20 protein-coding genes are annotated in these 17,728 nt (G+C 68.6%); 10 read left to right on the top strand and 10 right to left on the bottom strand.

Annotation, left to right across the window (positions count from 1 at the left end; translation table 11 throughout):
* Window positions 1-158: 158 nt before the first annotated feature.
* The 4 genes from HOV91_RS07365 to HOV91_RS07350 form a co-directional block, all read right to left on the bottom strand.
* Window positions 159-338 (bottom strand): hypothetical protein, encoded by a 180-nt coding sequence (locus HOV91_RS07365; protein WP_174184692.1) that lies wholly within the window; start codon window positions 336-338, stop codon window positions 159-161.
* Window positions 339-807: 469 nt separating this feature from the next.
* Window positions 808-999 (bottom strand): hypothetical protein, encoded by a 192-nt coding sequence (locus HOV91_RS07360; RefSeq protein ID WP_174184691.1) that lies wholly within the window; start codon window positions 997-999, stop codon window positions 808-810.
* 349 nt (window positions 1,000-1,348) lie between these two features.
* A complete protein-coding gene (locus HOV91_RS07355) occupies window positions 1,349-1,708 on the bottom strand; it encodes a hypothetical protein (RefSeq protein ID WP_174184690.1) in 360 nt (119 codons plus the stop codon).
* A gap of 114 nt (window positions 1,709-1,822) precedes the next feature.
* Window positions 1,823-2,074, bottom strand: a complete 252-nt coding sequence (locus HOV91_RS07350; protein ID WP_174184689.1) for a hypothetical protein — start codon at window positions 2,072-2,074, stop codon at window positions 1,823-1,825.
* A 162-nt stretch (window positions 2,075-2,236) separates the two neighbouring features.
* Between HOV91_RS07350 and HOV91_RS07345 the strand changes: the two genes are divergently transcribed.
* Window positions 2,237-3,130 (top strand): helix-turn-helix domain-containing protein, encoded by an 894-nt coding sequence (locus tag HOV91_RS07345; RefSeq protein ID WP_174184688.1) that lies wholly within the window; start codon window positions 2,237-2,239, stop codon window positions 3,128-3,130.
* On the top strand, window positions 3,127-3,336 hold the full coding sequence (locus tag HOV91_RS07340; protein WP_174184687.1) for a DUF397 domain-containing protein: 210 nt from the start codon (window positions 3,127-3,129) through the stop codon (window positions 3,334-3,336). The genes HOV91_RS07345 and HOV91_RS07340 overlap by 4 nt, the downstream gene beginning before the upstream one ends.
* An 81-nt stretch (window positions 3,337-3,417) precedes the next feature.
* Here the strand turns inward: HOV91_RS07340 and HOV91_RS07335 are convergent, their stop codons facing one another.
* Both HOV91_RS07335 and HOV91_RS07330 read right to left on the bottom strand, forming a co-directional pair.
* Entirely contained in the window at window positions 3,418-4,617 is a 1,200-nt protein-coding gene (locus tag HOV91_RS07335) for a Cmx/CmrA family chloramphenicol efflux MFS transporter (protein WP_174184686.1), read from the bottom strand.
* A 77-nt stretch (window positions 4,618-4,694) separates the two neighbouring features.
* Window positions 4,695-5,267 carry a TetR/AcrR family transcriptional regulator gene (locus tag HOV91_RS07330; RefSeq protein WP_174184685.1) on the bottom strand — a complete coding sequence of 191 codons (573 nt, stop codon included), beginning with the start codon at window positions 5,265-5,267 and terminating at the stop codon, window positions 4,695-4,697.
* A 148-nt stretch (window positions 5,268-5,415) separates the two neighbouring features.
* Here HOV91_RS07330 and HOV91_RS07325 point away from each other — a divergent pair, with 148 nt between their 5' ends.
* Window positions 5,416-5,817, top strand: a complete 402-nt coding sequence (locus HOV91_RS07325; RefSeq protein WP_174184684.1) for a hypothetical protein — start codon at window positions 5,416-5,418, stop codon at window positions 5,815-5,817.
* A 5-nt stretch (window positions 5,818-5,822) separates the two neighbouring features.
* Here the strand turns inward: HOV91_RS07325 and HOV91_RS07320 are convergent, their stop codons facing one another.
* Entirely contained in the window at window positions 5,823-6,440 is a 618-nt protein-coding gene (locus HOV91_RS07320) for a class I SAM-dependent methyltransferase (protein WP_174184683.1), read from the bottom strand.
* 172 nt (window positions 6,441-6,612) lie between these two features.
* Between HOV91_RS07320 and treZ the strand changes: the two genes are divergently transcribed.
* The 5 genes from treZ (at window position 6,613) to HOV91_RS07295 (ending at window position 11,559) form a co-directional block, all read left to right on the top strand.
* Window positions 6,613-8,391: a malto-oligosyltrehalose trehalohydrolase gene (gene treZ, locus HOV91_RS07315; RefSeq protein WP_174184682.1), complete on the top strand. Its 1,779-nt coding sequence runs from the start codon at window positions 6,613-6,615 to the stop codon at window positions 8,389-8,391.
* A gap of 85 nt (window positions 8,392-8,476) precedes the next feature.
* Window positions 8,477-9,727, top strand: coding sequence for a serine hydrolase domain-containing protein (locus HOV91_RS07310; RefSeq protein ID WP_174184681.1), 1,251 nt, complete (start codon window positions 8,477-8,479; stop codon window positions 9,725-9,727).
* A 61-nt stretch (window positions 9,728-9,788) separates the two neighbouring features.
* The gene (locus HOV91_RS07305; RefSeq protein WP_174184680.1) at window positions 9,789-10,361 is read left to right on the top strand and encodes a TetR/AcrR family transcriptional regulator; all 573 of its coding nucleotides are present in this window, start codon (window positions 9,789-9,791) and stop codon (window positions 10,359-10,361) included.
* Between the two features lie 197 nt (window positions 10,362-10,558).
* Window positions 10,559-11,035, top strand: a complete 477-nt coding sequence (locus tag HOV91_RS07300) for a DUF1772 domain-containing protein (protein ID WP_174184679.1) — start codon at window positions 10,559-10,561, stop codon at window positions 11,033-11,035.
* Between the two features lie 125 nt (window positions 11,036-11,160).
* On the top strand, window positions 11,161-11,559 hold the full coding sequence (locus tag HOV91_RS07295; RefSeq protein WP_174184678.1) for a PPOX class F420-dependent oxidoreductase: 399 nt from the start codon (window positions 11,161-11,163) through the stop codon (window positions 11,557-11,559).
* A gap of 142 nt (window positions 11,560-11,701) precedes the next feature.
* On the opposite strand, the gene ilvA is transcribed toward HOV91_RS07295, so the two are convergent.
* Both ilvA and HOV91_RS07285 read right to left on the bottom strand, forming a co-directional pair.
* Window positions 11,702-13,057: a threonine ammonia-lyase IlvA gene (gene ilvA / locus HOV91_RS07290; protein ID WP_174184677.1), complete on the bottom strand. Its 1,356-nt coding sequence runs from the start codon at window positions 13,055-13,057 to the stop codon at window positions 11,702-11,704.
* 75 nt (window positions 13,058-13,132) lie between these two features.
* Window positions 13,133-13,567, bottom strand: a complete 435-nt coding sequence (locus tag HOV91_RS07285; protein WP_174184676.1) for a nitroreductase family deazaflavin-dependent oxidoreductase — start codon at window positions 13,565-13,567, stop codon at window positions 13,133-13,135.
* 88 nt (window positions 13,568-13,655) lie between these two features.
* Here HOV91_RS07285 and HOV91_RS07280 point away from each other — a divergent pair, with 88 nt between their 5' ends.
* Window positions 13,656-13,889, top strand: a complete 234-nt coding sequence (locus tag HOV91_RS07280; protein ID WP_174184675.1) for a hypothetical protein — start codon at window positions 13,656-13,658, stop codon at window positions 13,887-13,889.
* 205 nt (window positions 13,890-14,094) lie between these two features.
* Complete coding sequence (locus HOV91_RS07275; protein ID WP_174184674.1) at window positions 14,095-15,306, top strand: T6SS phospholipase effector Tle1-like catalytic domain-containing protein; 1,212 nt, start codon at window positions 14,095-14,097, stop codon at window positions 15,304-15,306.
* Here HOV91_RS07275 and treY read toward each other — a convergent pair.
* Complete coding sequence (gene treY, locus HOV91_RS07270; protein ID WP_174184673.1) at window positions 15,292-17,724, bottom strand: malto-oligosyltrehalose synthase; 2,433 nt, start codon at window positions 17,722-17,724, stop codon at window positions 15,292-15,294. The two genes, HOV91_RS07275 and treY, sit on opposite strands and share 15 nt — an antisense overlap.
* Between the last annotated feature and the right edge of the window lie 4 nt (window positions 17,725-17,728).

The raw sequence follows: 17,728 nt of genomic DNA, 5'->3' as shown, positions 1-17,728 counted from the left end.
CGGGGTCAAGGGTGCGTTAGCGTGGACCACGAAGGTCTCCTGTTCGATGCAGTGGTTGTCTCAGCAACTCCCACTCCACGACAGGAGACCTTCACCATTCAACGATCACTTACCGCGTGTCGTCACAAAACCTCAACCAACGTCCCTGGGCCGTACAGCTAGGCCCGGGCGGAGACGATGACGTCACCGGTTTCGGCGTCCATCCGCTTCCAGTTGTGTGGGGGCACCGGATCGCGTGTCAGGTGGTAGCCCGCTCGGGTGGCTCGGTCGGTGAGTTTCCGGGCCTGTCCGGGCATCGGCGTGGTTGCTTCGGTTCGGTTGATGAGGAATTCCTCCATCAGTGTTGTCGTGTGGAATCCGGTGTGCTGCGACCAGCGGCGACCAGGGCGGTGAATGCGGCGCGCTTGCGAGCACAGTCGTGTTCGCGGTGCGACTGCATCGCATGATGGGCTTCGGCGACGGTCAGCGGACGGGCGGGTTTTCCGCATGTCCATGCTTCCGGCCAGGATCGGGCGCGAGTGGCTGGGTGCGGGCTGGTTTGCGGCGAGGGGCCGGGCGCGGCTGGTCGGACGGCCACACGCAGCCGACGCCGAGCCTGCCCGCATCGGCGCACAGTTCCTCCGCCAGCTTGCTCAGTCCATCGAGCCATTCTGGAAGGCGACATCAAGGACGGCACCCAGGTGACCGTGGGCGGCATCCTGGCCTCGGTGAACCGGCGGATCAACAAGAACGGCCTGGCCTGGGCTCCCTCGCGGCCCTCCCCGGCCTGGGCTGCTGCTAGACCAGCTGGTCGAGGGGGCCGGGCGGTTACGAGTCGAGCCACTGCTCGATCTGCGCGAGATTCGTGGCGGAGACGACGACGTCACCGTCTTCGGCGTCCAGCAGTTCCCAGTCGTACGGTGCGGCCGGAGCGCGCACCAGGCGGTAGCCCGCCCGCGTGGCTCGGTCGGTGAGTTCCCGGAGCTGTTCGGCGAGCGGATCTCGTGCGGCCTCATTCATGAGTACGTCTCCATGGGTGGTGTTGTCGTGCGGAATCGGGCGTGACGCGCCCGGCGGCGACCAACGCGGCGAACGCGGCGCGCTTGCGGGCGCAGTCGTGATCGCGGTGTAACTGCATCGCGCGGTGTGCCCCAGCGACGGTCAACGGCTGGGCAGGCGTGGCGCATGTCCACGCTTCCGGCCACTGGCTCAGCCGCGAATGGTGCTGCGTGCGGGCGGGTTCGGGCCGAGCGGCGGGGCGGCGCGGCCGGTCGGAGGGCCACACGCACCCGACGCACAGCAGTACCGCGCAGCATGCGGCGCATATCGTCACGATGCTCGACAGCACGGCGCATATCCCCACGGCCGCTCACCGCTGGCAGCCGAAGCCCGAATCGGCGCGCAGATCCTCCGCGAGCTTGCGCAGACCCTCGAGCACCTGCTGGAACGTCCAGGGTTCCGGCATGCTGTCGGCGGAGAGCGCGGTACCGGCGTGATCGGTGGGGAAGTCGATACCACGCAGGTGCGCGCGTTCGCGGGGGCTCGTCCGCTGCGGCACGATCCGGCCGTGCCGTACGAGCGTGTGGAAAGCGACCGACTTCCACGCGCACCGATCGATCCGGCAGTCCCGGTGCCGCCGCATCTGCTGGTGCGCCAACTCGACCTCGGCCGAACCGCAAATGCCCGGCGGCGCAACGAGAACTCCAGCATCCTGACCGTAACGCAACATACTTCTGATTCCTCCATGGCCCTGACTGGGCCAGCGATATCGAGTGGCACACAACGGAGGTGTTTCGCGAGTAGATCTCCCCGCCCGTGCCGGTGATCTGGAAATGCTCGGCCGTCAGGCCGGGTGGCTGTCGACTGCCACGGCGGCCAGCTTTTCTCGGCCCAGTTGGGTGATTTCGTAGCGGCCTTTTCGGGCTCCGGTCACGATGAGTGCGCGGCTCACTAGGTTCGCCAGACCTTGGCGGGTCTTCCATTCGGTGAGGCTGGCCGAGACCTTGATCTGCTGTTCGGTGAGCATCCCCCCGCAGTTCAGCGCACGCAGGATTCGGACTTGTGCGACGGAGAGGCTTCCATGTTGCTGGGCCATGCGGCTATGTTGCTCGACGCACACAGCATCCGTACGGGGGAAACGAATGGTCCGATGAAGTCGGCCATCCGCCCAGAGCCCGGACCGGTCGGGACGTAGTCAGACGTCCGAATCGGACCGGAACCTGGGCCGTTTCGGACCGAGCAGGGGAAATGGGGAGCGATGGGGAAGGACGATCAGCCTGGTTCGACACTGCCGCGTCGGCAACTCGGGCGGGCACTGCGGGAGGCGCGCGAAGGTGCCGGGTTCACGCTCGAACGCGCCGCGCAACTCATGGAGATGGGCAAGACCTCGGTCGGCCGGATCGAGAAGGGGCAGAACGACAAGATCAGGCTGCGCGACGTGGAGGCGTTCGGCAGTCTGTACGGCCTCGGCGCGGAACAGATCGATCAACTGAAAGCGCTCGCGCAGCAATCAGCTACGAAATCGTGGTGGCAGGCATCTCGTCATCTGCTACTTCCCGGATACAGCACGTATCTAGGGCTCGAATCCGGCGCATCAAGGCTGTCCTTCTATCAGCCAGTGATCGTTCCGGGCCTGTTACAGACGACCGATTACGCGAAAGCTGTGGAGCGGCCGTATCTTCCGGGTGACACGGCCGAGGACATCGCTAGCCGGGTCGAACTCCGGTTGCGACGCGCGGCAATATTGACTCGGCAACGCAATCCGATTACGGCCGAATTTTTGGTGCACGAGAGTGTCTTGCATACAGTCGTGGGATCTTCCGAAACCATGTCGGCGGAACTTCGGCACATGGCCGATATGAGCACACGGTCCAATGTCACCGTGCGGATATTGCCGTTCGCGGCTGGTTTCCCATGGGAAGGGAAGCCGGTGCTGCCATATATCATTCTCGACTTTCCAGCAGACAGCCGAGGTATTCAGACAGAGCCGCCCGTCGTCTACGCCGAAAATACAATAGGGTCAATGTCTTTCGAGGACGATGCCGACGTTCGCCGCTACCGTGACATTCACGAAATGCTCCGATGCGCGACACTGGAGGAGCAACCATCGCGAGACCTGCTCCGGCAGGTGGCAAGGAGATATGAACGGTGACCATCGACCTAGCCGATGCACAGTGGTTCAAATCGAGCCGGAGCAGCGCGCAAGAAGCGTGCGTCCAGGTCGCCTGGCTCGCGGCAGGTCATGTCGGTGTCCGTGATTCGAAGAACCCCGCCGGTCCGGCGTTGATCTTCGCGCCCAGCGACTGGGATGCCTTCGCCGCTGGCGTACGTGACGGCGAGTTCAATCGGCTGGACTGAACAGGATTCTCAGCCCACAGCAGCGGCCCACACCCGATCCGCGCATTATCGGGCCAGGGCCGCTGCCCGTGCGCGCGGGAGCTACCGAACCGCTTCGACCAATGCGGGGGCGGGTGAATCGGCCGTAGTCCGCACCCCCTGCTTGCGGTGCAGGGCGTGGCTGCATGCGACGACGCCCAGCGCGGCGATGCCGAGAACCACGCCGATCCAGGCGACCGCGGCGTAACCGAGGCCCGCGCCGATGGCGAGTCCGCCGAGCCAAGGACCTGCGGTGATGCCGACGTTGAACGACGAGATGTTGGTGGCTCCCGCCAGGGTGGGCGCGTCGCCCGCGAGGGTGAAGACGCGGCTGTTCAAGGTCGGGTTGATGCCGAAACCGAAGGCGCCCAACAGGAAAGCCAGCACGACTACGGGCACGGCGTGTTCGGCCGTGAGGGCCAGCAGCGCGGAGGTGAGCACGCCGCCGGTGATGCCGACGTACAGGCTGGTCAGCGGGCGGGTGTCGGCGGTACGTCCGCCGATGACGATGCCGAGCAGGGAGCCGAGTCCGTAGATGCCGAGCACCACCGGAATCCAGCCGTCCGCGAGGCCCGTGGCGTGCGACAGCAGGGCGCCGAGGTAGGCGAAGGTGACCATCAGGGCGGCGATGGCGAGCGCGGTGGTGGCGTAGGACAGCCAGAGTTCGGGGCGCAGCATCGTGCGCAGTTCGGTACGCAGCCGCTGCGGTGCGGCGGGGCGTCCGCCGGGGATCTTCGCCAGCACGCCGATCATCGCGGCGGCCGACAGCAGCGCGACCGCCCAGAACGCCGCGCGCCAGCCCAAATGCTGTCCGATCACGGTGCCCGCAGGGAGTCCGATGATCATGGCCAAGGTCAGCCCGCCCGCGACGATGCTCATCGCCTTGCCGCGCGCGGTGGGCGGGACCAGGCTGATCGCCGTGGTCGCGGCCACCGCCCAGAACCCGGCGTAGACGAACGCGCCGACCACCCTGGTCGCGAACAGGACCCAGTAGTCCGAGGTGAGCGCGCCGATCACATGGGTGCCGACGAACACCGCGAGGAAGGCGAGCAGTGCGGTGCGCCGCGACCAGCGCAACGTCGCCACCGCCAGCACGGGTGCGCCCACCAGCATGCCCAGGGCGAACGCCGAGATGAGCAGGCCCGCGCGTGGCACGGAGACGCCGAGGTCGGCGGCCATTTCGGTGAGCAGGCCCGCGAGCATCAGCTCCGAGGTGCCCTGGGCGAAGATCGAGAGACCCAGGACGTAGATCGCCACGGGCATCGGTACCTCCTTGTTTTGTACTGAACTATCCAAAATGAGGGCGCGGCAAAGCCGGCACCGGACGTGGGAAGTGCGACTCAGAGGGCGTCGAGTGCGGTGGTCGCGATGGCGGCCAGGGTCTCGCGCTCCGCGCCGCCGCGTGCGGCCACTCGCATGCCGCCGATCGTGGCGATCACGAAGTGGGCCAGGGCAGCCGGGTTCTTGTCCGCCGCGATGTCGCCCGCGCGCTTGCCCGCCTCGAACACGTCCGTCAGCACCGCGAGCCGTCGCTCATGGTCGGCGGCGAGTACGGCGGCCAGTTCCGGGTCGCGCGGGGCCAGTTCGATTGTCGAGTTGACCACGAGGCAGCCGAGCGGGTCCCCCTCCGGGGCCTCGACGATCTGCCACAGCAGTGCGCGAATCCTGTCCCGCACCTCCGCCCGGCTGTCGAGCAGATCGAAGGTCGCGGCGTTCTTGATCGCCATGTAGTGGCGCAGGGCGCGCCCGAACAGGTCGCGCTTGCTGGTGAAGGTGTTGTAGATGCTGCTGCGGCCAAGTCCGGTCGCCGCGCAGAGGTCTTCGGTCGAGGTCGCCTCGTATCCCGCGCGCCAGAACGCGTGCATCGCCGCCTCCACCGCGCGGTCCTCGTCGAACAGCCTGGGTCGTGCCATGGGCCTAGGCTAACACAGTTTTGAACAGATCGTTCCAATACTCTCGCGGTGGGCTGTCTCGATCTCCAAGCGGCTGTTAAGCATTCGATAGGCGGGATCACGGACAGTTCTGGCACAAGGTTGTCCACCAAGGAAAACGAGGATCATCATGCAAGCCATCTTCCGCGGTCTGCGTCTGCTCGTACTCGGCGTGACCGTGCTGGCCGCCGCGTTCGCCGTCGCTGCGGTCGGCGCGGGTGCCGCGAACGCGGGCTCGGTCTACGAGATCAAGTTCGCGCCGGGGAGCAACCACGCGTCGATCGACGGCGCGGTGGTTCGCGGCGACGCCGACACCTACGCGTTCGAGGCGCGGGCGGGGCAGACGCTGACCACCGAACTCACCTCGGTCGAGGGCAACGCGCGATTCACCACCGCCGCGCCGGACGGAAGCGTCCTGTGCCTGGAGGAGACCTGGAGCCGGATCACCCTGCCGCGCAGCGGCTACTACACCATCTCGGTGGCGCCGAGCCGCGGCAACGCGACCTACACCCTGTCGGTGCGCATCGTCTGAGCCTCTCAGGGCGAGACCGCGACGCCGAGCGTCTGGGCGACCAGGAAGCGGGGGGCGTCCTCCCCATAGAACGACTCGGCGTCGCGGATCCGGAAACCGGCGGCTGTCACCAGAGCGCGGATATCGCGGTTCAGGTGACAGCCGCCGAACAGTCGTTTCTGGACCGGGTTCAGCCGGTTCTGCCACGCCCGCACCTTGTCGTCCGGCGCCAGCCCGTGTTCGACGAAGTGCAGCGTCCCGCCGGGAACGAGTACCCGGCGCACCTCGGCGAGCGCGGTGGTGATGTCGGGGATGGTGCACATGGTCCAGGTCGAGAGGGCGCAATCGAAGGTGCTGTCCGCGAAAGGCAACGCCTGCCCGTCCAGCCCGGCCCGCTCGATCGGCACGGTGGCCGCGGCGACTCGTTCGCTCGCCAGCCGCCAGCCGAGATCGGCCGGTTCGACCGCGCTCACCGACGCGACCGACGCCGGGTAGAACGGCACGTTCCGTCCCGAACCGAAACCCAGTTCCACGACACGTCCGTGCAGCCCGGCGCACACCCGCTCACGCAGCGGGTCGTTGACCCGCATCCCGCACGCCACGTTGACGATCCGGGGAAGCACGTGCTCCGCATAGACACCCACGCCTCCACTCTGGCACCCGTGGGCCGTTCGGGCCAGGGCCGCGCGGCCTCACAGGGGTCGCGCGGGCCGAGTGCGGTGACTCTGGCCGGTCGGCCGCGAAGCAGGGACCGCACGCGCCGCCCGCCGTTGTCCATACCCGGCGAGCCGGGCGGGCCCGTGCGATGCTGGCCCGGTGACTGTGTTCGAGGTGTGGGCGCCGCGACCGGAGTCGGTGCGGCTGGATGTGGAGGGTGTCGTCCACTCGATGAGGCGGTCGCCGGACGGGTGGTGGCGCGCCGAGGTGCCCGCCGCCGGCGGAGCGCGATACGGCTTCCTGCTCGACGACGACCCGACCGTGCTGCCCGATCCCCGCTCACCGCGCCAACCCGACGGTGTGCATGCCCGCTCGGCGCTGCACGTCCTCGATCCGGCGGGGTGGACCGACGCGGACTGGACCGGGCGGCCGCACGCCGGGGCGGTCTACTACGAACTGCACATCGGAACGTTCACCCCGGAGGGCACCTTCGACGCCGCGATCGAGCGGCTCGACCACCTCGTCGCGCTCGGCGTCACCGTGGTGGAAGTTCTGCCGGTGAACGCCTTCGACGGTACGCACAACTGGGGCTACGACGGCGTGCTCTGGTACGCGGTGCAGGAGAGCTATGGCGGGCCCGACGGCCTCCAGCGGTTCGTGAACGCCTGCCACGCGCGGGGGCTGGCGGTCTGCCTGGACGTCGTCTACAACCATCTCGGCCCCTCGGGCAACTACCTGCCCCGCTTCGCGCCCTACCTGACCGAGGGACGCAACACCTGGGGGCAGAGTCTCAACCTCGACGGGCCGCAGGCCGATCACGTGCGCGCCCACATCATCGACAACGCGCTGCGCTGGCTGCGCGATTTCCACATCGACGCGCTGCGCTTGGACGCGGTGCACGCCCTGGTCGACCGCACGGCCACCCACCTGCTGGCCGACCTCTCGGTCGCCGTGGAGCGCCTGGCCACCCACGTGCGCAGGCCGCTGACGCTGATCGCGGAGAGCGATCTCAACGATCCGACGCTGATCACCCCGCGCGCGGCCGGTGGCTACGGCTTGACCGCCCAGTGGAACGACGACCTGCACCACGCCGTGCACACCGCCGTGTCCGGTGAGCGGCAGGGCTACTACGCCGATTTCGGCTCGCTGCGCTGCCTGGCGCGCACGCTGAAGCACGGGTTCTTCCACGCGGCAACGTATTCCAGCTTCCGTGGCCGCACGCACGGGCGTCCGATCGACCGTGGCCTGATTCCGGGTAGCGCGCTGCTGGCCTATACCTGCGATCACGACCAGATCGGCAACCGTGCGCTCGGCGACCGGCCGAGCGCCTACCTGACCGACGGCCAGCTGGCGATCAAGGCGGCCCTCGTGCTGTGCGGGCCGTTCACGCCGATGCTGTTCATGGGGGAGGAGTGGGGCGCGCGCACGCCGTTCCAGTTCTTCACCTCGCACACCGATCCGGAGGTCGCCGCGGCCACCGCATCCGGGCGCAAGAAGGAGTTCGCCGCCCACGGCTGGCCCGAAGGCGAGGTGCCCGACCCGCAGGATCTGAAGACCTTCCTGCGCTCCAAGCTCGACTGGACGGAACCGGACGAGCCGGAGCACGCCCGGCTGCTGTCCTGCTATCGCGCCCTGCTCGCCCTGCGCCGCGAGCGGGCGGAATTGAGCGATCCCTGGCTGACGCACGTATCGGTGGACTACGACGAGGCCGCGCGGTGGATCGTCGTGCACCGCGGCACGCTGGCCCTGGTGTGCAATCTCGGTGAGGACCAGGCCGCGGTGCCGGTCGTGGGCCTCCCGCTGCTGTCCTGGGAATCTCCGACCATCGGGCCTTCGGCGACAACCGTTCCCGGCCACTCGTTCGCGCTGCTGGAGACGGCGCCGCCGGACCCGCGCCGAGGGCGTGGAATGCGCACTCCGGACGGTCTTTTCCGGTGATTTTCCGGCGCTGCCGGATAACAGCCGCACAACTGTCCGAGACAGGCGCTTTGCCGGAATCGCTCCCCGCCATTACCGTGGAGAGATGAGCAACGTCGCTTCCGGGGACCTCGCGGTTCTTCCCCCGGGGATGGGTGGCAGCGCCGCCGCCGAATTCGCACCGTTCCTGCGTGCTTTCGCACGAGCGTTCGGCAATCGCCGGGGTGCGGGCGCGGCGTTCACGCTGCACCGGTACGGAGAGCCGCTGGTGGACGTCTGGGTCGGCTCCGGTGGCGACGCCCCGTGGACCAGGGACACGGGCACGATCATCTTCTCCGCCACCAAAGGTATCGCCGCCACCGTCGTGCACCGCCTCGCCGACCGCGGCCTGCTCGACTATTCCGCCCCGGTCTCCGAGTACTGGCCGGAATTCGGCTTCAACGGCAAGCGCAAGATCACGGTGCGTCAGCTGCTGACCCATCGGGCGGGGCTGTCCGCGCTGGCACCCATCGCCACCGGCGGACTGGCCGACGTGCTCGACCACGAGCTCATGGAGCAGCGGTTGGCCGCGGCGAAGCCCGACCGCCTGCTCGGCGTGCCCACCTACCACGCGTTGACCTTCGGCTGGCTGATCGGCGGCCTGACTCGCGCGATCACCGGCATCGGCCTGAGCGAACTGATCCGCACCGAGGTGGCCGAGCCGCTCGGCATCGAGGGCCTGCACCTGGGCAGGCCGCCCGCCGACGCGCCGATCACCTACGCGCCGCTGGCGGGCACCCAGCTGAGCATGCTGGGCAAGCCGCTGGGCGCCGCGGTGCTGGGTCGCAGCCACCGGATTCCCGGCGCGCTCGGCGCGGCCACGCGCTGCCTGTTCCTGCCCGGTCTGGAAGCCATTCTGGAGGGCGTCAGCCCGCCGATCCTGGACACCGAGCTCGGCGCGGGCAACGGTGTGTGCACCGCGCCCGCCCTGGCCCAGATGTACGGCGTTCTCGCCAATGACGGCATGGTGGCCGACCGCAGGTATCTCGGCGGCCACACCATGAAGGCACTGCGCCGCGTCGAGACCTATCAGCCCGATCGCGCGCTGTTCTACCTGCCGATGATGTGGCGGCTGGGCTACCACTCCCTGCCGATGCCGGGCGCCCACGCCGGGTTCGGGCACATCGGCCTCGGCGGCTCCTTCGGCTGGGCCGAACCCCGGCTCGGCCTGTCGGTCGGATTCGTGCACAACCGGCTGTCGGCCGCTCAGCTCAGCTACGACCAGTCGGCGGCGTTCTGGCTGCTGCCGCTGATGCTGAACTGCCTGCGCGCGAACCGGCGCCGGGTACCGGCCACGGCCACGCCCAAGGCCGCCTGACGCGGGGAACCGGCTTCAGATCTAGTCACACTAGATTCTCAAGCGATGCTATGGTCGGTCTATGACGACCCAGGCGCGACGAGAACGGGAACGTGCCGAACGGCACCGGCTGATCATCGACACCGCTCGGGAGCTGGCCGAGTCGCAGGGCTGGGACGCGGTGACCGTGCGCAGGCTGGCGGAGCGGATCGAATACAGCCAGCCTGTGCTGTATTCGCACTTCGCGGGCAAGGACGAGATCGTCACGGCGGTCGCCGAGGAAGGCATCGCGGAGATGGCCGCGTGGAGCCGCGCGGCGCTGGAGTCCGCGGGCGGCGAGCCGCGCGCGGCATTGGCGGCGGTGGCGCGGTCCTATCTCGACTTCGCGACCGCGCGGCCCGCGCTCTACGACGCGATGTTCCTGATGAAGGTGAACCTCGCGTTCGGCGAGAATGCCTCGCAGCCGCTGCGGGACGCGTTCGCCGTCATGTTCGCCGCCTTCTCGCCGTTCGCGGGCGAGCACGATCCGGAGACCTTCACCGAGGTCGGCTGGAGCGCCCTGCACGGGCTGGCGACCCTGGATCGCGGTGGACGGCTGCGGCCGGCTCAGCGGGACGCCCGCCTGGCGGTGTTGATCGACCAGTGGACCAGGTAGGCCGAAGATCTGCCAGCAGTGGGTGACCGGTTCGCTCGCGACTGCGTCTGCTCGGCCGAACGGGCAGGTGCGGCTTGCTGATCCGAGTGCGATCCCGCGGTGGCGGTCTGAATCTAGCAAAGCTAGACAAGATAGCGGACGACTGCTACCTTTGCTCTAGTTGCTAACAATGCTAGAAATTCGGGAATGGAGCCGAAATGCTCGTTGTCACCGGCCAGATCATCGCCGCCGCCGCGGTTCTCTCCAATGCCGTCGTCTACGGCACCGACGTCTGCGGGGCGGTGATCACCCGGTCCGTGTACCGCAAGCTCGATGACGCGACCGTGACCATGAGTGCGGGATGGGGGCACTACTACGGCGACAGGCGCATGCCGATCGTCGGTGTGGGCGGGGTGGTCACCGCGGTGCTCACACTGCTGATCGCACTGTGGGCCGGGCAGATCGGTGCCGCTGTCGCGGCCGGGGTCACGGTGGCGGCGCTGCTGACTTGGCTCGCCTTCTACGTCCGCGTCGCCAAGCCGATCAATTCCCGGCAGACGGCCGCCGCGCAAAGCGGCATCATTCCGGCTGATGCCCGTGCGTTGCAGGACAAGTGGGACAGCATTCTGAAGTACCGGGTCACCCTCCAGTTCATCGCCATTGCCGGACTGTGCGCCGCACTCATCCTGTTCTGATCAGGCGGTGCCGCGCGTGCCTCGGTGGTCGGCGCACCAGCAGAAACAGGCGCTCGCTTCTCTCGACAACCTCCGGCGATCGCCGGGGACACACCTGATACCGAAGTCACCCAGGAGTAGCTGACATGACCTTCACCAGCAACGAACAGAAGTTTCTCGCCGAGGCCGGGATCGGCCGGCTGGCCACGGTGTCGCCCGACGGCGTTGTGCAGAACAACCCGACCAGCTATCGGGTGAACGCCGACGGCACGATCGACATCGGGGGCATGCGGATGCGTGCCAGTCGAAAGTACCGCAATGTCGAGGCGGGCAGCCGGGTCTCGTTCGTCGTCGACCAACAGGTTTCCATGGAGCCGTACGTGATTCGCGGCATCGAGGTACGCGGCACGGCCGAGGCGCTCGAGGACGAGGAGCCACCGTTCCCACCCCAGGAACGCGCGGTCATCCGCATTCACCCCGAACGGATCATCTCCTGGGGAATCGACGGCGGATCCTTCGACTTCACCAGTCGCCGCGCCGAGTAGCGCGGAGATCCGGTGCAGCTCAGGAGCCCGACCCGGTTCGAGGCGCGAGAATCCGGCTGGGGTCAGGAGCCCGAGCCGGTCCGACACGCGAGAATCCACGAGGTCAGGAGTCCGGGGCTGCTGGCGCACCGGAGATCCGGACTCAGGTCAGGTAGCGGTACGCCGGGGAATCCGGCTCGAGGCGCTCGCACTGGATCGGGGAATGCCGCATGCGTTCCAGCAGCGGGCCCAGCCCGTCCGGCGCGCCGAGTTCGATGCCGACCAGCGCCGCGCCCGTCTCCCGATTGTTGCGCTTGACGTACTCGAACAGCGTGATGTCGTCGTCGGGGCCGAGCACCTCGTTGAGGAAACGGCGCAGCGCGCCGGGTTCCTGCGGGAAATCCACCAGGAAATAGTGCTTGAGGCCGCGATGGACCAGGGAGCGCTCGATGATCTCGCCGTAGCGCGACACGTCGTTGTTGCCGCCGGACACCAGGCACACCACCGTCGAACCCGGCTCCACGGTGATCTCCGCGAGCGCCGTGGTGGTGAGCGCGCCCGCGGGCTCGGCGATGATGCCCTCGTTCTGGTACAGATCGAGCATGGTCGTGCAGATCGCGCCCTCGTCCACCTGCATCATCTGGAACGCGCCAGCACCCCGGGGAGATTCGGTGGTGGTGAGCAACGGCAGCGAGGCGTGCGAGACCACCCGCCCGCCGAATCCGGACACCGCGGCATACGGCACGGCGCCGATCCGGCGCACCGCGGCGCCGTCCACGAACGGGTCGATCTCCGGCAGCGTCACCGGACCGCCCGCCACCAGGGCCGCGGTCATCGAGGCCGCGCCAGCGGGCTCCACGCCGAGGATGGCGGTGCGCGGGGACCGCGTGCGGAAGTAGGTGCCGATCCCGGCCAGGCAGCCGCCACCGCCCACCGGCACGATCACCAAGTCGGGCGTGGTGTCGAGCTGCTCCAGGATCTCCGCGGCGATGGTGCCCTGACCGGCCGCGGTGCGCGCGTCGTCGAACGGCGGGACCATGGTCGCGCCGGTGCGCTCGACGTCGCCCGTGGCCGCCGCGGCGGCGGCGTCGTAGGTCTCGCCGACCGCGATCAGCTCGACGAACTCGCCGCCGTGCACCCGGATGCGGTCGCGCTTCTGCTTCGGAGTGGTGGTCGGCACGTAGATGCGGCCTTTGATCCCCATCGCCTGACAGGCGAACGCGACGCCCTGCGCGTGGTTGCCCGCGCTGGCCGCGACCACGCCCGCGGCGCGTTCGTCCTCGGTCAGCTGCACCACCAGGTTGTAGGCGCCGCGCAGCTTGTAGGAGCGGACCGCGCTGAGATCCTCGCGCTTGAGGTAGACGTTCGCCCCGGTCAGTCTGGACAGCCGCTCGCTGCGCTGTAGCGGGGTCGGATCGATGACGTCGGCAATTCGCTTGGCGGCAGCATCGATCTCGTCCGCGGTGAGCGCGGGACGAGAAGCGGACAGTGCGTCGAGGACCTCGAGCGGATTGGACACCCGAAATATGCTGCCACCTGCCGCGGCGGCGAGCTGCGGCGGGTGGCGGTGACACGCGGGCCACCTGCGTAGGAGCTACCTCGGGGTGAGGACGAAGACCGGGATCTGTCGGTCGGTCCTGGTCTGGTAGTCCGCGTAATCCGGCCACACCTGGACGGCGCGCTCCCACCATCGCGCCTTCTCCTCGCCGAAGACCTCGCGCGCGGTGTAGTCCTTGTTGACCGTGCCGTCACGCAACTCGACGTGCGGCTCGGCCTTGATGTTGTAGTACCAGACCGGATGCTTCGGCGCGCCGCCCAGCGAGGCGACCACCGCGTATTCGCCGTTGTGCTCCACCCGCATCAGCGGCGTCTTGCGCAGCTTGCCGGACTTCGCGCCTTTGGTGGTGAGCAGGATGATGGGCTTGCCCTGCAAGGTCGTTCCCTGGGTGCCGCCGGAGTTCTCGTACTCCTCGGCTTGCTCGCGGGCCCAGTCGGATGTGCTCGGTTCGTATTCACCTGTCAGTGGCATGTCTGCGGCAACACCCTGCCGATCCGCTGTGTTCCCGGCGACAAAAAGTTCGCTGGCCCGAACTTACGATTCCGACTACCCTGAGGAGATGGCAGTGGTCCATCCCCCGGCTCGCAGCGCCACCATCGACATCGCGGGCAGCGCGTGGCCGGTCTACAAGCTCGACGCACTGCTCGTCGGGCTGGCAACCTGCCTCGTCCTGGCCCTGATCACGGGGTCGCTGCAGTTCGCGGTGCTCGTCGCGGCCGCGCTCGCCGCGGCGCGCTGGCTGATCGGGTTCGGCTTCGTGCGGCGCGCTGATCCGGGCCGGCGGCGCGCGTAGCGATCCGGGGTTGCCAGCCGCACTAGGTCGCGCTGCCGTATGCGATTACCCGCATCCTGTTCGTGTAGTCGGCGTCGAAGTGCCCCGCTCGGTGCGTCGACTCGCGTATTTCAGCCGGGCCATTAACGCTGTCCGGTCTGTTCGGCGATGAATCGAGTAGTCGAATACGCGGGTTTCGGTGGGATACCAGCGGGAGGATCAGCGCATGAAACGCCTGGTTGTATGTTGTGACGGCACCTGGAAGGCCGAGTCGAGCGACACGGTCTCGAACATCGTCAAGATCGCGCAGACGATCCGGTTCGACGCGCCGGGACCGGCGGGGGAGACGATCCAGCAGTGGGTCACCTACGTCTCCGGTCCGGGCGCCCGCGGCTTCATCAGCGATCGTCTGATGGGCGGCGCGTTCGGACTCGGACTCGAGGCGAACCTGTCCTCCGCGTACTGGCACCTGGCCCTGAACTGGGAAAAGGGCGACGAGATCTACATCTTCGGCTTCAGTCGCGGCGCCTTCACCGCGCGCAGCCTGGCCGGTCTGATCAGCCGTATCGGGATCATGACCCCGGAAGCGATGATCGCGGGCAAGTACCCGGAGGCCCTGCGGATCTACCGCCAGCGCCCGCCCGCGCCGACGCCGGAGAACCCGGACCCGGCCGAGCCCGAGCAGTGGCGGGAGTTCCGCCGCAAGAACTGCCGGCGAGCGAAGATCGATTTCCTCGGCGTGTTCGACACCGTGGGCGCGCTGGGCGTGCCGGGCGTCACCTCGCTGCGGCACCGGTTCCACGACGTCAAACTCTCCCGCCACGTGCACTGCGCCCGCCAAGCGCTGGCCATCGACGAGCGGCGGCGCAACTTCGAACCGTCCGTGTGGGAGGTGCCGGTCGAACCGACCGTGAAGTACCGCCGTGGGTTCGAGCGGGTCAAGCAGGTGTGGTTCCCCGGCGTGCACAGCGACATCGGCGGCGGCTACGCCGAATGCGGCCTGTCCGACGCGACGTTGCAGTGGATGGTGCGCGAGGCGGAGTCGGTCGGGCTGGCCTTCGATCGCGATCGGCTGGCCAAGCTGTCCGAACGCTGCGACACCACGAACGGGGACCACATGCGGCTGCACGATTCGCTGAGCATCGGCTACCGCATCCTGAACGTGGTTCGCACCCTGCGCAATCCGCGCAGCCCCCGCTTCCACTGGGATTCCTGGCGCCGGGTGTCCACGCCCACCGACCAAGGGGTCCGGTTGGCCTCCAGCACGCAGGACGCGCTGGACTACCATCCCGCGAACCTGCGGCGCTGGCGCGAGGAACTCGGCGGCGTGCTCCCCGAGGACACGTTCGAGCAGGTCCGCGGTGTGTTCGCCAAAGAGCTCGTGCGAGCGCCGGCGATGGCCGACGCGCCCGCGCTCGAGCTGTCAGCGCACCAGTAGCGCGACGGGCAGCCGGGCGAACATCTTCTCCAGCCTGGCCCGGCCCTGGAAGGTGTGGCCGGTCAGCCGGTCGGTCCAGCTACCCGCGGGCAGGTCGAGGAACGTGTCGCCCCATCCGGTCTCGGCCAGGCCCACGCTGTGGCGGGTGGCGGCGACGATGACCTCGGGCGCCTCGCCGGTGCGGCCGCGCGCGTAGGACACCACCTTGGCCGCGTGGTCGCCGGTGGCGAACAGCGGCCGGTAGGCGCCGCCGACGAAGCAGTCGGGACGTTCGCGGCGCAACCACAGCGCGTAGGCGACGATCCACATCTTCGCCGCGCCGGTGGTGTCCAGCGCCGGTGTGCCGGTGAGCGATTGCAGCATGCCCGCGCGGGCGGCGAAATCCACCGGCCTGCGATTGTCGGGGTCGACGAGAGAGTCCTCCCACAGCTCGCAGCCCTGGTAGACGTCCGGGATGCCCGGACCACACAGTTGCAGGAGTTTCTGCGACAGCGCGTCCGACCACGCGTGCGGCGCCAGCTCGTGCACCAGGTCGCCGAGTTCGGAGCCCACCGGCCCGTCGATCACCGTGTCCAGCCACGCGTGCACGGCGGCCTCGAATTCGGTGTCGGGCTCCTCCCAGGAAGTCTTGGTGTTCGCCTCCCGCATCGCTTTCTCGGCGAACGCGTGCAGGCGCTCGCGCAGACCCGGCACCGACGCGGCCGGTCGGCCGTCCGCGGGCCACACACCGAACATGTTCTGTAGCAGGAACAGGGCCGTCGCGCCGTCCGGCGCCGGAGCGGTCTCCAACCAGGAGTCGACATTGCGCGCCCAGGTCTCCGCGGCCTGGGACAGCACGCCGATGCGGGCGCGCACGTCCTCGCCGCGCTTGGTGTCGTGCGTGGACAGCGTCGTCATGGTCGCGGGCCAGAGCTGCGCGCGCTGGCTGTTGGACAGGTGGAACTCGTTGAGCGAGTGGCCGAACCGCGCCGGATTGCCGCCCACCTCCTGCAACGAGACCAGCCGCGCGGCCTGATAGAACATGGTGTCCTCGACCGCCTTCGCGGTCACCGCGCCGCAGACCTGGCTGAAGCGCACCGCCGCGGGTCCGTCGGCGGCCAGCGCCGCGACCAGCACCGCCAGCGGCGCGGTGAGCTCGCTGTTGCGCTTCTCCACCTCGGCGATCACCGCGCCCGCCATCCCGGCCAGCGGCGCGTAGTCGGCCCGGTACACCGGCATGAACGCCAGCACCTCGATGGTGGCGTTGGTCAGCGCCATGGTGTCGAAACTCTCGGCGTTCGCGTCCTGTTTGATCGCGGCCACCAGCCGCCGGACCTCCGGCGCCAGCACGCTTTCCGCGACCGCGCGCTTGATCCGGTGCTCGGTCTCGCCGATCCAGGCCCGGTCGCTGCCGTGCCCGGCGACCCGACGCGACAGCTCGGTGAGCGCGTGTTCGCCACGCGGATCGATCAGCACGCCGCCGAAGTCGGCCAGTGCCTCGTAACCGGTGGTGCCGTCGATCGGCAGCGTCGCGTCCAGCGGCTCCCGGTTGGCCAGGATCTTCTCCACCAGCAGCAGCCGGTGCGGGCCGATCAGCCTGCGCAGCCGGACGAGGTAGCCCGCGGGATCGGACAGGCCGTCCGGGTGATCGACCCGCACACCGTCGATCAGGTCGTGCTCGCACCACGCGGCCAGTTCGCGGTGGGTGACATCGAAGACCTCGGTGTTCTCCTGCCGTATCCCGGCCAGGCTGCTGACGGCGAAGAAACGCCGGTAGGTGCACAGCCCGGCCTTCCAGCTCACCAAGCGGTAGTGCTGCTTGTCATGGATGCGCAGCGCGTTGTCCCCGTCGGTGCCAGGCGCGATCGGGAAACGCAGGTCGTGCAGCGCGAGCATGGGTTCGGCGCCGGAGCGGTCGACGGTCAGGGCGGCCGGGTCGTTCTCGCTCTGCAGCACCGGCAGCGCCAGGCGGCCGCCCGCGCCGTTGCCCGGGCTCCAGTCGATGTCGAAGTACGGCGCGAACCTCGACTCCTGGCCGTTCCGCAGGACGTCCCACCACCAGGCGTTCTGCCGCGGATCGGCGACCCCGACGTGGTTGGGCACCAGGTCGACGATCAGTCCCATGCCGCGGCTGCGCACCTCGTCGGCGAGGGCCTTGAGCCCGAGCGGCCCGCCGAGCGCGGCGGAGACCGTGGTCGGATCGGTGACGTCGTATCCGTGCGTCGAGCCGTGCGCCGCGGTCAGGATCGGCGAGAGGTACAGGTGGGAGATGCCCAGCTGCTGGAGGTATTCCGCGATGGCGCGCGCTTCGGCGAAGGTCAGCGCGTCCGGGCGCAGCTGTAGCCGGTAGGTGCTGCGGATCGTGGTCTGGCGGGCGGGCTTGCGTCGGAGGGACACCGGGTCGGTCACGTGTATCTCGGAGGAGTCGGGTGCGTTCATCGGC

This window comes from Nocardia barduliensis (genome assembly GCF_013315795.1).
In the GTDB taxonomy this organism is placed as follows: Bacteria; Actinomycetota; Actinomycetes; order Mycobacteriales; family Mycobacteriaceae; genus Nocardia; species Nocardia barduliensis.
Note: the sequence above shows the minus strand (reverse complement) of the source record. Positions and strands in the feature narration are given on the sequence as shown.

Excerpts from the sequence above, each read along its gene's own strand:
- treY (WP_174184673.1), bottom strand. The coding sequence starts at position 17,724 with ATGAACGCACCCGACTCCTCCGAGATACACGTGACCGACCCGGTGTCC.
- HOV91_RS07300 (WP_174184679.1), top strand. The coding sequence starts at position 10,559 with ATGCTCGTTGTCACCGGCCAGATCATCGCCGCCGCCGCGGTTCTCTCC.
- HOV91_RS07345 (WP_174184688.1), top strand. The coding sequence starts at position 2,237 with ATGGGGAAGGACGATCAGCCTGGTTCGACACTGCCGCGTCGGCAACTC.
- HOV91_RS07365 (WP_174184692.1), bottom strand. The coding sequence starts at position 338 with ATGGAGGAATTCCTCATCAACCGAACCGAAGCAACCACGCCGATGCCC.
- HOV91_RS07275 (WP_174184674.1), top strand. The coding sequence starts at position 14,095 with ATGAAACGCCTGGTTGTATGTTGTGACGGCACCTGGAAGGCCGAGTCG.
- HOV91_RS07305 (WP_174184680.1), top strand. The coding sequence starts at position 9,789 with ATGACGACCCAGGCGCGACGAGAACGGGAACGTGCCGAACGGCACCGG.
- HOV91_RS07280 (WP_174184675.1), top strand. The coding sequence starts at position 13,656 with ATGGCAGTGGTCCATCCCCCGGCTCGCAGCGCCACCATCGACATCGCG.
- HOV91_RS07285 (WP_174184676.1), bottom strand. The coding sequence starts at position 13,567 with ATGCCACTGACAGGTGAATACGAACCGAGCACATCCGACTGGGCCCGC.
- HOV91_RS07310 (WP_174184681.1), top strand. The coding sequence starts at position 8,477 with ATGAGCAACGTCGCTTCCGGGGACCTCGCGGTTCTTCCCCCGGGGATG.
- HOV91_RS07325 (WP_174184684.1), top strand. The coding sequence starts at position 5,416 with ATGCAAGCCATCTTCCGCGGTCTGCGTCTGCTCGTACTCGGCGTGACC.
- HOV91_RS07330 (WP_174184685.1), bottom strand. The coding sequence starts at position 5,267 with ATGGCACGACCCAGGCTGTTCGACGAGGACCGCGCGGTGGAGGCGGCG.
- HOV91_RS07355 (WP_174184690.1), bottom strand. The coding sequence starts at position 1,708 with ATGTTGCGTTACGGTCAGGATGCTGGAGTTCTCGTTGCGCCGCCGGGC.
- HOV91_RS07360 (WP_174184691.1), bottom strand. The coding sequence starts at position 999 with ATGAATGAGGCCGCACGAGATCCGCTCGCCGAACAGCTCCGGGAACTC.
- HOV91_RS07295 (WP_174184678.1), top strand. The coding sequence starts at position 11,161 with ATGACCTTCACCAGCAACGAACAGAAGTTTCTCGCCGAGGCCGGGATC.
- HOV91_RS07350 (WP_174184689.1), bottom strand. The coding sequence starts at position 2,074 with ATGGCCCAGCAACATGGAAGCCTCTCCGTCGCACAAGTCCGAATCCTG.
- HOV91_RS07335 (WP_174184686.1), bottom strand. The coding sequence starts at position 4,617 with ATGCCCGTGGCGATCTACGTCCTGGGTCTCTCGATCTTCGCCCAGGGC.